This is a genomic window from Fimbriimonadaceae bacterium, assembly GCA_019454125.1.
GTDB lineage: Bacteria > Armatimonadota > Fimbriimonadia > Fimbriimonadales > Fimbriimonadaceae > JALHNM01.
This window is the reverse complement of sequence record CP075365.1, coordinates 199,655-213,388: the sequence shown is the minus strand read 5'-3', so window position 1 is coordinate 213,388 and position 13,734 is coordinate 199,655. Positions and strand designations below refer to the sequence as shown.

The window sequence follows — 13,734 nt, the reverse complement described above, 5'->3', positions numbered from 1 at the left end:
ACGCCCAGGGCTGACCCGATGAACGACATCACCAGACGAGAACTTTTCCGACAGAGCGGTGTGCTCGCCGTCGGGTTGATGACGCCGCCGTGGCTCTCGGCGATCGCTCGGGCGGACCTGGTCAAGGCAGCGCGAGGCGGGAAGAACCCGGACAACGTCCTGGTCGTTTGCCAGCTCTCGGGCGGGAACGATGGTCTCAACACGGTCATCCCGTACACCGAGTCGGCCTATTACCGGCTTCGCCCCACCCTCGCGGTGAAAGAGGACGCGGTGCTCAAGGTGAGCGCCGAGTTGGGCTTCCATCCCTCAATGGAGGGCATCCACCAGCTCTTCAAGGAAGGGAAGGTCGCGGTGGTCAACGGGGTCGGCTATCCCAACCCAAACCGCTCGCACTTCAAGAGCATGGACATCTGGCACTCGGCCTCTCCCGACGGGAGGCTGAAGAACGGCTGGTTGGGCCGCTATTTCGACCTTTCCCTGGCCCAAGGGCCGCTCGATTCCGTCGCGGGGATCGGCCTTTCAGTGGAGAAGCCGATGGCGCTGGCGTCCGAGAAGTCGAGCATCCCGTGCTTTGCGAGCCTTGCGGACATCCAGGCGATGGTCGGCGATTTGGACTCCGAGCGGAGGCTCCGCGCCATCCAGGGCCAAGCGGCCGAATCGGGCTCGGCGACCCGCGCCATCCAGCAAGCGAACACCTCCGCCCTCGACGCGATGGCCGACCTCAAGCTGCGACTCAACGGTTTCGCGACGAAAGAGACCTATGGCGACGATCCTTTCGGCCGGGGCTTCAGGCAGATCAGCCAGTTGGTCGCCTCTTCTCCGGTGACCCGCGTGGTCTATTTCAGCGCGGGCGGCTTCGACACCCACTCCCGGCAGCCCGACAGCCACGCGCGGCTCCTCAAGAATTTTTCCGACGCCGTGCTCGCCTTCCAGCGCGAGATGGAGGCTTGTGGCCGCGCCGACCGGGTGATGGTGATGGCCTTCAGCGAGTTCGGACGGCGTTCCTATGAGAACGGCAGCCTCGGCACCGACCACGGAAAGGCGGGCCCGATGATGCTGATCGGCAAGAACGTCAAAGGCGGCTTCCACGGGCAAAAGCCCGACCTCGTGAACCTAGACGACGGCGACTTGGCGTTCTCGACGGACTTTCGCCAGGTTTATGCGACCGCGCTTGACGAGTGGATGGGTTCAGACTCGGGAATCGTCCTCGGCGAGCACTTCAAGCCGTTGCCGGTGGTCTGAAAAGCCGCTTGGAAGACGGCGCCCCCCGCGTGGAACGCAATTAACCGCCCATAATCGTCCCCATGCTTCTTGCAGGCAAGAAGGGGCTCGTGCTCAACGTCACCAATAAGAACAGCATTGGCTGGTCCGTTGCTCGGATGGCGCACGAACACGGGGCCCAGGTCGGGGTCGGTGCGCAGGACTCGCGGATGAGCGAGAAGGTCGCCGAACTCGTCGAGGGTCACGAGCGGATGAAGCTCCTGACGGTCGACTTCGCCTATGACGACCAGCTTGCCGCTCTGGCGACCGAGGTCGCCGAGCACTATGGCAAGATCGACTTCCTCGTCCACTCGGCTGCCTATGCCAAACGGGAGGACCTGGCCGGACGCTTCATTGAGACGAGCCGTGACGGTTTCAAGCTCGCGCTCGAGATTTCCGCCTACTCCTTTGTCGGCCTTTGCAGCGCGCTCGAGCCGGTCCTTGCCGACGACGCGAGCATCATGGCGATGAGCTACCTGGGGTCGACCCGCGCGGTCGGCAACTACAACGTCATGGGCGTCGCGAAAGCGGCGTTGGAGTCCTGCGTCCGGTACCTGGCGGTCGACCTGGGTGGGCGGGGGATCCGGGTGAACACGGTGAGCCCTGGGCCGATCAATACGGTCGCCGCCCGCGGGGTGAAGGGTCTGACCGAAATGATCGACCACGTCCATACCCACGCCCCCCTCAAGCGACCCTTTGGCCAAGAAGAGGTGGCGGGCACTTGTGTCTGGCTCATGAGCGACCTGAGCCGGGGAGTGAGCGGGCAAATCGTCTTCATCGATAACGGCTACAACGTCGTTGGTATCGGTTAGATGTCCCATCCGCAATGGGGGTTTGGGCCGCCCGCATGAGGGTCCTCACGGTGCCGAACTGGTCGTTCGGCCGAGACCGGCGGTTGCTATGGGCCTGCCGAGAGGCGCTCGACTCCTGGCAGGTGAAGGTCCACTATTGCGAGAGCGACGTCGACCACAACCGCACGGTGACCGCCTTTTCCGGCGAGCAGGAGGTGGTCGAGGCGGTGCTCTACGACCTCGCCCACCTCGTCCTTCCGACCATTGACCTAAACCGCCACGTCGGCGTCCATCCCCGCATCGGGGGTTTGGACGTCTGCCCCTTCACGCCCTTGGAGCCGATCGGGGGCGAGGACGGCCGGAGCAGGTTCCTGCAGTGGGTAGAGTCGGTCGCCTCGGGCCTGGCCGAGAAGTTCGACCTGCCCGTCTTCCTCTATGAGAAGTCTGAGAAGGGGAGGCACGAGGCCGACCTCCCCGGGCTCAGGAAGGGCGGCTTTGGCGGGTTGCTGGAGCGGGAGCTCCGCCCGGACTATGGCCCGAGCAGGGCACACCCCCTCTTGGGCGCGACGGTCGTGGGTTGGCGCGACTTCCTTATCGCAATGAACGCGAACCTGAAGTCTTCGGAGCCGGTCGCGGCCAAGACGATCGCCGCTTCGATCCGGCGTCTCCGTTCCGAGGGGGACCCGAGGTTCCTCGGAGTCCGGGCCCTCGGCTTTCCGCTCGCCTCGCGCGAGGCCTCGCAGGTCTCTATGAACGTGACTTTGCCCGACTTGACCCCGGTCGACCCCATCCTGGAGTTCATCGAGACGATGGCGGGCGAGATGACGGTCCCCCCGGGCTTCGACGAGTTGATCGGGGTCATCCGCGAAGCCGATCTGCCCGGAGCGACGCGCCTCCACCCCCGCCCGGAGCAGGTCGTTTGAGGCCAGTCCCATCAGGTGGGCGGGAGCCGGGTACCATCTGCGCCCGACGTCCAGAAGGCAGGTGAACCATGAAACGCACTTTTCAGCCGAACAACCGGAAGCGAAGCAAGACCCACGGCTTCCGTGTCCGGATGCGCACGACGGACGGCCAGAACGTGCTCAAGCGCCGTCGTCTCCGGGGTCGGCGCCGTCTGGGCGCTTAAAGGGCCCGAACGCAGCGCGCTTCGACGAGGTCTTCAACCAGGGCCAAAGGGTCAGCGGGAGTCTTTTCCGGGTCTTTTCGCTTCCGGGAGCGGGCCTTGTCGGCTTTGCGACCGCCCGAAAGATCGGCTCTCACGCTCGGCGGAACCGAGCAAAACGAAGGGCCCGGGCCGCCCTCATCCTCACGGGCCGGAGGGACGTAGACTTGGACATCGCCGTTTTCGTCCGCTCCGAGGCCGACCGGGCGGGCATGGGCACAATGAAGGAGGAACTGGGACGACTCTTAGACGAGACGCGCGATCGCTGGGAAGGAAAACGGGGGTCGCGTTGATCCGGCTTTACCAGAGGACGACGCGATGGGTGCCCCCGACTTGCCGCTTCACGCCTTCCTGTTCCCAGTACACTCTGGAGGCGGTCGAGAAATACGGGCTGCTGAAGGGTTCGTGGATGGGGGCGCTCAGGATCATGCGCTGTAACCCGTTCCACCCTGGCGGCCACGATCCCGTTCCGTAGACCAAGACAAACCGACCTTATGGCCGCTCCGCAAGCCCAACACCCGCGCCAGCAACTCATGACGACGCTGCTTCTGTTCGCCGTCGTGTTCCTGGGCATGCAGCTCCTCTTCCCGCCGCAGCAACCGGACACCCGGTCGGCGGGCGAGATCCTGGGCCGGATGCAGGATCTGGCCGCAGAAGGCAAGGACGTCTCCCTGGCGAAGGAGCTGCCGGCCTATACCCGCGCGGTGGAGAAGCTGAAGAGCGACGGCACCATCGACCAGGCAGAGCTCGATAAGCGCGTGCTCGCGGCGCACACGCTGGCCGCGCACACCAAGCTCAAGGCCGGTCTTTATTGGGACAAAGTCAAAGGCGACCAAGCCGGCGCGCAGCAGAAGATCATGGCGGGCTATACGCTGCTGCAGCCCAAGTACACGGCTTTCCACGATAGCCCCTTGTGGGAATCGCCCGTCCCCGTCACTCCACAGCTCACCTTGACCGAGACTTCGGTCACGCCAGGGGCGCTCTACGGCACGCTTGTCGACGACCTAAAGGTCCGCAACAAGAGCCAGCTCGTCTTCTATCTCTTCCCTGGCTGGTACCTGATCGACTTTCTCGTGCAGCTGACCGGTGCCGTGCCGAGCTTCAGCTACTGGTTCGCGGCCCTCCTCTTGGCCATCGTCGTCCGCGCCGCCGTCCTGCCCCTTTCGAACAAGCAGATGATGCACGGCCGCAAGATGATGCAGCTGCAGCCGTACACGAAGGAGATCCAGGAGAAGTTCAAGGACAAGAAGACGGGGCAGATCCCGATGGAGCGCCAGCAGGCGGCCCAGGCGGAAATGATGGCGCTCTACAAGGAGTACGGCCTGAACCCGCTCGCCGGGTGTGGCACCGCCGCCGTCCAAATCCCTTTCTTCCTTGGCATCTACCAGTGCATGCTGCTGTACAAGTTCGAGTTCACAGCGGGCACGTTCCTTTGGATCCGACCTGGCGCGCACAACTTCTTGGGCATGCAGCTGGCGCCGAACCTCGGCCAAGTGGACCACCCGATGATCATCCTCTACGCGCTGACGATGCTCGCCAGCACGATGATGATGCCGGTGAGCGACCCAGCCACGCAGAGGCAACAGCGGATGCTCGGGATTCTGATGCCGATCATCGTCGGCGTCGGCATGTTCTTCTTCCCGATTCCGAGCGCGTTCGTGCTCTACTGGGTCTTCACGAACATCTTGACGATGATCCAGTCGCTGGTCATCTACCGGATTCCGCTGGAACCGCTGCAGAAGGTCGCCACGGCGACGGGCGGCGTGATCCCGGTCCAGGCCACGCCGAAGAACGGCAAGTCGAACGGCCACGTGGACGCCGGCTTTTTCGGTAAGACCGGTGGGCCGCGCAAATCCAGGAAAAAGAAGTAAAGTTTCGCCCTAAGGGCGCTTGCGAGACAACACATGAACAGCATAGAAGTCGCCGGATCGACACTTGAAGACGCGGTCGGGAAGGCAGCGGCCGAGCTAGGCGTCGACCGCGCGAAAGTAAAGGCCGAGGTCTTGGATGAAACCAAGGGCCTTTTCGGTCGTGGCCAGGTTCGGATCCGGGCGACCGTCGCGGAAGAGGAAGAGGCCGCGCCGAAGCGTAAGCGGACCAGCACCCGCGCGAAGAAGGAAGAGTCGAGCACGGCCGCCGTGGCCGTGGCCGAACCGCCCGCCGCGGTTGAGGACGCCGAGATCGAACCCGAGGAAGTCGAGGAGGCCGGGGACGCGGCCGAAGACGTCGTCGCGAGCCAGCAGGACGCGGACAAGCTCGTGGGCTACCTTGCCGAACTCGTCGAGCTCTCGAACTTGGACGTGGACGCCACCGTCGCCGAGCTCAACGGGAAGTACATCCACGTCAAGCTGAAAGGACGCGATACAAGCTATCTGGTCGGTCGCCGAGGTGAAGTCCTCAACGCTCTGCAGTACATCATGAACGTGATCTCCGCCCGCCAGCTTGGGAACGGGGTCCGTGTCGTGCTGGACGGCGACGACTTCCGAGAGCGGAGGGCCGAGGTCCTCACCCGCCAAGCGATGGACATCGCGGAGCAGGTTCGGGATCGGGGCGAGGAGGCCGTCTTGGACGCGCTCCCCGCTTTTGAGCGGCGCGTGATCCACCAGGCGCTTTCCGACTTCGCCGGGGTCACGACCTACAGCGAAGGCGAAGAGCCCAACCGCCGCGTCGTGATCGCGCCGGCTGAATGACCAAGCTGCCTCGGCTCGAGCCTGGCGCCCACATCCGTGTGGTCTCGCCTGCCTCCTCGATCGAGCCCGCGAAGATCGAGAAGGGCGTGGCGGTCTTGGAGGCCGAGGGCTATCGGGTCACGCTCGGCGCCAACGTTTTCGAGCGGGACGGCTACTTGGCCGGCACCGACGGGGCGCGCGCGGCCGATCTCCAAGACGCCTTCGCCGACCCTGGGGTGGACTGCGTCTTCTGCTCGCGCGGCGGCTATGGTTGCGCGCGCCTGCTGCCTCTGCTGGATCTCGACCGCATGGCGGCGAGCGGGAAGCTCCTGGTCGGCTTCAGCGACGTCACCGCGCTCCACACCGCTTTGAACCGGCGAGGGTTGCCGACCCTCTATGGCCCGATGCTGCTGACCCTGGGCAGCGACCGCGCCCCATGGGTCACGCAGAGCCTCTTGCGAGCGATGCGCGGCGAAGACTCGATCGTGACGGAGGCCCCGGCGGGCAAGACGCTCGTGCCCGGCCGCGCCCAAGGCGTGGTCACAGGAGGCTGTGTCTGCCTCATCGCTTCGAGCCTGGCGACGCCCGAGGCCATCGAGACCGAGGGCAAGATCCTCCTGTTGGAGGACGTCGACGAGCCAGCCCACCGCGTCGATTCGATGCTGACCCAGCTCCGCAACGGGGGGTTCCTGCAACGCGCCGCCGGCATCGTCGTCGGGGAGATGACGGGTACAGACGACCAGCCGAAAGACGGCATCGGCCATTGGGACTGGCGGCGGATCGTGCAAGACCGGGTGGGGGACCTCGGCGTGCCCGCCGTCTTCGACTTCCCCTTCGGCCATGCGATGCACATCCTGACCCTGCCGCTCGGGGTCCCCGCCACTCTCGATGCCGAAAAGGGAACGCTTTTGTACGCGTAGCCACGGGCCTGAACGGCCGACTGGGCTATCCTCTTACCCATGCCAAGGAACGCGAACGCGTTCGTCCTCGCCCTGCTTTCACTGGCAGGTTGCAGTAGTGCGCAGCGCTGGGAAAAGCCGATCGCGCCCGGGGTCGTCTACCGCATGGAGTACACCGCGAACGTGCCTCGCATGATCCACGCGGTGCGTTTCTCGCTGGCCGCCACAAACGTGACGTCGAGGGCGGAACTTACGGGCGAGCGCGTGTTCCTGCCCGGCAGCGACGACAAGGGTCGCGAGCCGCTTTCCAAGACGATGGCGGAGACCCAGGCGCTGGTCGGCATCAACGGTGACTTCTTTCCCTGGACGGGCGATCCCTTGGGCGCCATGGTCCGCGACGGCGAGATGGTGAGCCGTCCCTTCCGGGGACGCTCCGTCTTTGCCTGGGGGCCGAACTTCGCGACCGTCACGCGGCTAAAGTGGTCTGCGACGGTGGTGCCCGCCGAGGGCGACCCGATCCCGGTCGACGGGCTGAACGAGGAAGTGGGCGACAACGCCGTCTCGCTGACGACCGGGACGGGCGGGTTTGTCCTGGCAGAGAAACCGTCCAAGACGGTTTACCTCCAGGGCGAGGGCGTCTTGACTCCGGACACGACTTGGAGCGGAACGGTCGTCACGACCGTCGACGACGCGAAGGAAGCGCCCGTGGGCCGCGACCAGGTGGCCGTGACGGCACGCGGAAACAAGGTCCCCCTGCTCGAGAAGCTGGCAAGAGGCGACAAAGTGACGGTCCGCGTCCGCACGGAAGGGGCCGATTGGGAGAAGGTCAAGAACGTCGTGAGCGGTGGGCCCGCCATCGTTTCCGGCGGCAAGCCCCTGCAAGCCTGGTCGTCTGAGGACTTCCAAGACGACTTCGCGACGAAGCGCCACCCGCGCACGGCGGTGGGCGTGACAGAGGGTGGCGACGTCTGGCTCGTCGTGGTGGAGGGCCGCCAGGCCATGAGCGAAGGCGCCACGTTGGTCGAGCTGGCCGATATCATGGTGCGGTTCGGGTGCAAGGAAGCAGTGAACTTGGACGGCGGCGGCAGCAGCCAGATTGCCCTGAGCGGCCTCACCCTCAACCGCCCGAGCGACGGGGCCGAGAGGCCGATCGCGGACTGCCTGCTGCTCTTTGCCAAGCCCTCGCCCCAGTACGCCGGGGACATGGTGATCGCGGGCTCGGCCAAGGTGGCCGAGGGCGGCGCCGCCGAGTACCGGGTCGTGGACAGCGCAGGAAGGGCCGTACCGAATTCGAACGTCGTCTGGGCCGCCCAAGGGCAAGGTTGGATCGACCAGGGCGGCCGCTTGCGGGGGCTGAAGCCTGGCCGGGCGGAAGTCCAAGCGTGGGTCGGTGGGCGCGTCTTCAGCCTGACCGTCACGGTCGAGTCCAAGTAGGCATTTTGACGGACAGGTAAGGTTCATAGGGCCCTGTGCCTGGCGCGGGCTCCGTAGGAATAGAACTCTTTATGCTGGCCACTTCTTTGGTCGCGACCCTTCTCGGCCTTGCGCCGATGGAAGGCAAGCTCCTTCGCTACCCGGCCGTCCACGGCGACACGGTCGCCTTCGTGTACGCCGGTGACATCTGGACGGCTCCGCTCGACGGCTCCGCCCCGGCCCGCCGCCTGACCACAAGTAACGGCTCCGAAGTGATGCCGCGGTTCTCGCCGGACGGTTCGATGGTCTCGTTCGGCGGACAGTACGACAGTGCCGTGACTTCGGTCTACGTCATGCCGGTCGACGGCGGTTCGCCCCGCAGGCTCACCTATCAGCCCGTGAGCAGCGTGCCGACGGCCTGGACCCGCGACGGCCGTGTCTCCTTCGCCTCCTCGTACGGCGCCCCCTTCACCCAACGGCTCTGGATCGTCGACCCGAAGGGCGGCATGCCCCAACGCACCGACCTGAGCGAGTACACGAACGGCACGTTCAGCCCGGACGGGAAGCAGGTCGTCTATAACCGCGCCAACTCGTACCTTTACAACTGGCGCTACTATCGCGGCGGCACCCAGGGCCGTCTGAGCTTCTGGGACTTCGAGAAGAAGGCGTACTGGGAGGCACCCTCCGACCGGGAGCAGAACTACTGGCCGATGTGGATCGGCAGCAAGGTCTACTTCCTCTCGGACCGGAGCGCGGACAAAAACCTGAACCTGTGGTCCTTCGAGCCGGCTTCGAAGAAGTTCGAGCAGCTCACGAAGTTCGCGGACGGGGACATCAAGAACCCGAGCTCCGACGACAAGACGATCGTCTTCGAGCGGAACGGCGACCTGTTCCGCTACGACATTGCGTCGAAGCGGACGTCCCCCATCAAGGTCTCGCTGGTCTTCGACGAAGGGAGCTCCCGGTCGCGCTTCCGGCGCTTTGGTAACAGCGTCGGGGAATTCTCGATCTCGCCGAGCGCGAAGCGCGTGGCGGTCGAGGCCCGTGGAGAGCTCTTCACGGTCCCCGCGAAGAACGGCCCGACCCGGCAGCTGACGAGCACGCCGGCCTGGCGCGAGAAGAGCCCGAGCTGGGCGCCGGACGGCCAGACGATCGCCTTCCTGAGTGACCAGACCGGCGAGTGGAAGATCTGGACCCGGCCGCAGATGGGTGGCGACGCCACGATGCTGGATCCCGCCGTCGACGCCACGATCACGAGCTTCGACTGGTCTCCGGACGGCAAAAAGCTCACGGTGCAGACCCTGGGTTCCAAGGTCTACATCTACGACCTGGCGTCGAGACAGACCAAGATGATCTTCGAGAACCCGGGTGCCGGCGTCCAGTTCGACTGGTCTCCGGACGGGAACTGGATCGCCTACACGAAGTACGGCCCGAACCTCTTCTCCGCGGTGCACTTGTACAACGTGCAGACCGGGACGAGCACCCAGGTGACCGAGGGCTACTACAACGACAGCGCGGTGTCCTTCGACCTGAACGGGAAGTACCTTTACCTCGTCTCCGCCCGCACTTACGGCGTGAACATAGGCGAGTTTGAGATCGGTCTCCACCAGCAAAACGTCCAACGCGTCTATGCCTTGACCCTCGCAAAAGACGCGACCGACCCGCTCATCGCCGACAGCGACGAGGAGCCGGTGAAGGTCGAAGCGGCCAAGCCGGAGGGCGAACCCAAGAAGGAGGAGCCCAAGCAAGATGGCCCGAAGCCCATCAAGGTAGACCTTGACGGCCTGGCAGACCGTATCATCCCGCTTCCCTGGCCTCCGGCCACCTACCAGTTCCTAGTCGGCGTCGACAACGGCGTGCTGACCATTGCGAACGGCGCCTTAGTTAAGTTCGACATGGGTTCGCGCCAGCCGCAGACGATCGTGCAGGGCGCGACCGGGTTCTCTTTCACGCCGAAGCGCGATAAGATGGCGTACCGGGTGGGCGGGGCCATTTCGATCGCGGACGTCAAGCCGGGCGCCGACCCCAACCAGGGTCGGGTGAGCACGGACGGCGTCGCCTTCGAATGGCAGCCCCGTGACGAGTGGCGCCAGATGTTCTGGGAAGCGTGGCGGCACCAGCGCGACAACTTCTACGACCCGAAGATGCTGGGGCTGAATTGGAAGGCGATCGGCGACAAGTACGCCGCCCTCCTTCCCTACGTCTCGAACCGGTCTGACCTGAGCTACCTGCTCGGGTTGATGGTCGGCGAGCTCGGCACGGGCCACGCCTATGTCCAAGGCGGCGAACTGGGCTTTGACGCCCCGAACGTCCCCGTGGGACTTCTCGGCGCCGACTACGAACCCACCGGCGGCAAGGTCCGCATCGCCAAGATCTATCGCGGCCAGAACTTCGAGGCGTCTCGCCGAGGGCCCCTGGGCGCCCCTGGGGTTGACGTCAGGGACGGCGACTACCTGCTTGCCATCGACGGCCAGCCGGTTGCCGCGAACGAAGACCTGCACAAGCTCTTGATCAACAAGGTCGACGTCCCCGTGACGCTCACCGTGAGCAGCACGCCCAGCGAAAGCGGGGCGAGGAAGGTCACGGTCCGGCCGATCGCCAGCGAGTCCGGGCTTCGCTATATCGACTGGGTGGAGACCAACCGGGCTTACGTCAAGAAGGTCTCGAACGGCCGCATCGGCTATATGCACGTGCCGGACACGAACTTCCAAGGGATCATTGAGTTCATGAAGGGGTACTACTCGAACTCTGGCGCCGAGGCGTTCGTCATCGACGAGCGGTACAACGGCGGCGGGTTCATCCCGACCTTCTTCATCGACTTTCTGATGCGCAGGCCACAGACGGTCTTCGCCCCCCGATACGGGCCCCAGACTCCGCTGCCCTCGCAGACCCTGAACGGGCCCATGGCGATGCTGATCAACCAGTTCGCCGGTTCGGGCGGGGACATGTTGCCCTGGCTCTTCAAGCGGAACAACATGGGCCCGCTGATCGGCGTCCGCACTTGGGGCGGCCTGGTCGGCATCCAGGGCTCGGTGCAGTTGGTCGATGGTGGCGGCGTCACGGCCCCCGCGTTCGGCATCTATGACCTCGATAAGACCCGCTGGATCGCGGAGAACACCGGGGTCGACCCGGACATCCCCGTGGACGCCAGGCCGGATCTCATCGCCCAGGGCAAGGATCCGATCCTGGACCGGGCCCTCGAGTACCTGAACAGCGAGCTCGCCAAGAACCCGCGGCGAGACCCGCAGCGGCCTGACTTCCCCCGCATCGGCGGCGGAGGTTAGCCGCCCCGGCCCCGGAGTGGTTCTGAACTCCGGGGCCTTCTGTCCCGTAATTCTTCGGTGCCCGGCCCCCCGGGTTCTGCCGATGATTCCCACGTGTCGGGAGGGGTGCGCATGCGACGGGACGCCGCGAGTCTTGGCTGGATCCTGGTCGCGAACCGGTTGCTCACGGAAGAGCAATTGCGGCTTGCAGAAGGGGAACAGCATCGCACCCTGCAGCCTCTCGGCGAAATCTTGGTCGAGAAGGGGTGGGTCAGCAAGAAAAGGTGGCTCCAGGCCCTGGCCGCCCACCGTGGGGTTTCGGCCTGGCACCTCGAAGTCGATAAGCCCGACCCCGCCGCGACCCGCTTGCTGGCGGTCGAAGCCTGCCGGGAGCACCGCATCCTGCCCGTCCGTCGTCGCGGAGACTTGCTCCTCCTCGCGATGGTGAACCCTTCGGACATCGAAGCGATCGAGCTTGCCCGGAACCTGACCCGGCTCAGGATCGAACCCGTGCTGGCCGACGAGACCCTCCTTGCGGAGGCGATCGAAGACACGGCGCGTGCCAACCACCGGCACCGCGCGCTCGAAGTGGGCCACCTCGTCATTGAGGCGGTCAACCAGCATTCGGAGCGGGGCAGTCCGGCCCCTGTCCGTGAGAACCTGAGCGAGGCGGACAGCCGTCCTGTCGTGGAACTGGTGAACCAGATCATCTCGACGGCCATCGACCGCCACGCGAGCGACGTCCACATCGAACCGCGCTACGACCGGGTCGAGGTGCGCTTCCGCTTGGACGGCGAGCTTGTGGAGGCCATGGAGGTGCCGGTCGGCATCGGCCCCGCGCTCGCGACCCGCGTGAAGATCATGTCAGAGCTCGACATCGTCGAGTACCGCTTGCCGCAGGACGGTCAGATCACGGTCGAGCACCAGGGCCGGCAGGTGGATTTGCGCGTGAGCGTCCTGCCGACCAAGTACGGGCAACGCATCGTCCTGCGGGTGCTGGACAGGCGGCTCAGCCTTCGACCCTTGGAGGAACTCGGCTTCTCGATCCAAGAGCTCGACCTCTTCAGAAGTTTCTTCCAGCGGCCGCACGGCCTCGTCCTCGTGACCGGGCCAACGGGCAGCGGCAAGACGACGACGCTCTATGCCGCCCTGCAGGAGCTCAACGACGGCCGCCGGAACATCATGACCTGTGAGGACCCGATCGAATACGACCTTGACGGGGTGAACCAGTCCCAGGTGAACGAGAAGGTCGGGCTGACGTTCGCCGCGCAACTCCGCGCCGTCTTGCGCCAAGACCCCGACGTGATCCTGGTCGGCGAGATCCGCGACTCCGAGACCGCCGAGACGGCCCTTCGCGCGGCGATGACCGGGCACTTGGTGCTGAGCACGCTCCACACCAATGACGCGCCCTCCGCCGTGCCCCGCCTCCTGGACATCGGGGTCGACCCGTACTTGCTCGGCACCTGTCTGACCGGGGTCACGGCCCAGCGCCTTGCGCGGCGGCTTTGCCCGAAGTGCGCGGTCGCGGGCGAACCGGACCGCGCTGAATCGGCCGTCCTCGCGGCGCTCGGGGCGCCTGGTTCGAGCCGCGTGCTTCGCCCGGGCGGGTGCGCCTCCTGCTTTGGCACGGGGTATTCGGGCCGCTTCGCGGTCCACGAGCTTCTGCCCATGCCCGAGGCGGTGGCGCGGTTGGTCTCCGGTCGCAGACCGGTGGAAGAGATCGCCGAGACGGCTTCGAACTACGGCTACAACCGGCTCCGCGAGACCCTTGCGCTGCACGTCACCCGAGGGGAGACGTCGTTGGAGGAGGCGCTGAAAATCGCCGGGTCGGGCCAGCCCACCGCGCCGCCACTCGACCTCGCCGCCTGACCCAGCGACCCTGCGGGTCGCACGGAGGGTTGTTGCTTCGGACGGAGGCCAAGAATCCTTGAGAGAGGCGAGTCGGCCTATAAGCCGGATTCTGTCTTTGTGCGGCGATTTCTCTGATGCGGCCTACCCGGGGGCTCTCCGGGCCGGGTCAACGCCCCCCTATTCGGCCTTGCTTCCGGCGGGGTTTGCCTAGCCGCCCCGGTCGCCCAGGACGCTGGTGGGCTCTTACCCCACCGTTTCACCCTTACCCTTGCGGGCGGTCTGCTTTCTGTTGCACTTTCCGTCGGGTCGCCCCGCCCTGGCTTGCGCCAGGCGCCGTGCCCTGTGAAGTCCGGACTTTCCTCCCTTCGGCGAGCCGAAGAGCCGCCGCCCGGCCGACTCAAGGGCAATTATGGCGTGAATGGCCGT

Annotated in this window: 11 protein-coding genes, 1 other RNA gene and 1 pseudogene; 12 read left to right on the top strand and 1 reads right to left on the bottom strand. The window is 65.6% G+C overall.

Going from position 1 to position 13,734, the window contains the following annotated elements; all coding sequences use genetic code 11:
- Nucleotides 1-18: 18 nt before the first annotated feature.
- The 12 genes and pseudogenes from KF733_01065 to KF733_01010 all read left to right on the top strand — a co-directional run bounded on the left by KF733_01065 (nt 19) and on the right by KF733_01010 (nt 13,326).
- On the top strand, nt 19-1,242 hold the full coding sequence (locus tag KF733_01065) for a DUF1501 domain-containing protein (protein QYK56075.1): 1,224 nt from the start codon (nt 19-21) through the stop codon (nt 1,240-1,242).
- A 62-nt stretch (nt 1,243-1,304) separates the two neighbouring features.
- Nucleotides 1,305-2,072 (top strand): enoyl-ACP reductase, encoded by a 768-nt coding sequence (locus tag KF733_01060; protein QYK56074.1) that lies wholly within the window; start codon nt 1,305-1,307, stop codon nt 2,070-2,072.
- Between the two features lie 35 nt (nt 2,073-2,107).
- Entirely contained in the window at nt 2,108-2,974 is an 867-nt protein-coding gene (locus KF733_01055) for a hypothetical protein (protein ID QYK56073.1), read from the top strand.
- Nucleotides 2,975-3,042: 68 nt separating this feature from the next.
- Nucleotides 3,043-3,177 carry a 50S ribosomal protein L34 gene (gene rpmH / locus KF733_01050; protein QYK56072.1) on the top strand — a complete coding sequence of 45 codons (135 nt, stop codon included), beginning with the start codon at nt 3,043-3,045 and terminating at the stop codon, nt 3,175-3,177.
- A gap of 11 nt (nt 3,178-3,188) precedes the next feature.
- Nucleotides 3,189-3,506, top strand: a pseudogene (locus KF733_01045) (ribonuclease P protein component).
- Nucleotides 3,503-3,688, top strand: coding sequence for a membrane protein insertion efficiency factor YidD (gene yidD, locus KF733_01040; GenBank protein QYK56071.1), 186 nt, complete (start codon nt 3,503-3,505; stop codon nt 3,686-3,688). Before KF733_01045 ends, yidD begins: the two are co-directional and overlap by 4 nt.
- 19 nt (nt 3,689-3,707) lie before the next feature.
- Nucleotides 3,708-5,084, top strand: a complete 1,377-nt coding sequence (locus KF733_01035; protein ID QYK56070.1) for a membrane protein insertase YidC — start codon at nt 3,708-3,710, stop codon at nt 5,082-5,084.
- Between the two features lie 33 nt (nt 5,085-5,117).
- Nucleotides 5,118-5,903, top strand: a complete 786-nt coding sequence (locus KF733_01030) for a KH domain-containing protein (protein ID QYK56069.1) — start codon at nt 5,118-5,120, stop codon at nt 5,901-5,903.
- On the top strand, nt 5,900-6,802 hold the full coding sequence (locus tag KF733_01025) for an LD-carboxypeptidase (protein QYK56068.1): 903 nt from the start codon (nt 5,900-5,902) through the stop codon (nt 6,800-6,802). The genes KF733_01030 and KF733_01025 overlap by 4 nt, the downstream gene beginning before the upstream one ends.
- Nucleotides 6,803-6,841: 39 nt before the next feature.
- A complete protein-coding gene (locus KF733_01020) occupies nt 6,842-8,215 on the top strand; it encodes a phosphodiester glycosidase family protein (protein ID QYK56067.1) in 1,374 nt (457 codons plus the stop codon).
- Nucleotides 8,216-8,286: 71 nt separating this feature from the next.
- Entirely contained in the window at nt 8,287-11,478 is a 3,192-nt protein-coding gene (locus KF733_01015; protein QYK56066.1) for a PD40 domain-containing protein, read from the top strand.
- A gap of 93 nt (nt 11,479-11,571) precedes the next feature.
- Nucleotides 11,572-13,326, top strand: a complete 1,755-nt coding sequence (locus KF733_01010; protein ID QYK56065.1) for a type II/IV secretion system protein — start codon at nt 11,572-11,574, stop codon at nt 13,324-13,326.
- 64 nt (nt 13,327-13,390) lie between these two features.
- Here KF733_01010 and rnpB read toward each other — a convergent pair.
- Nucleotides 13,391-13,708, bottom strand: an RNA gene (rnpB, locus tag KF733_01005) — RNase P RNA component class A.
- Between the last annotated feature and the right edge of the window lie 26 nt (nt 13,709-13,734).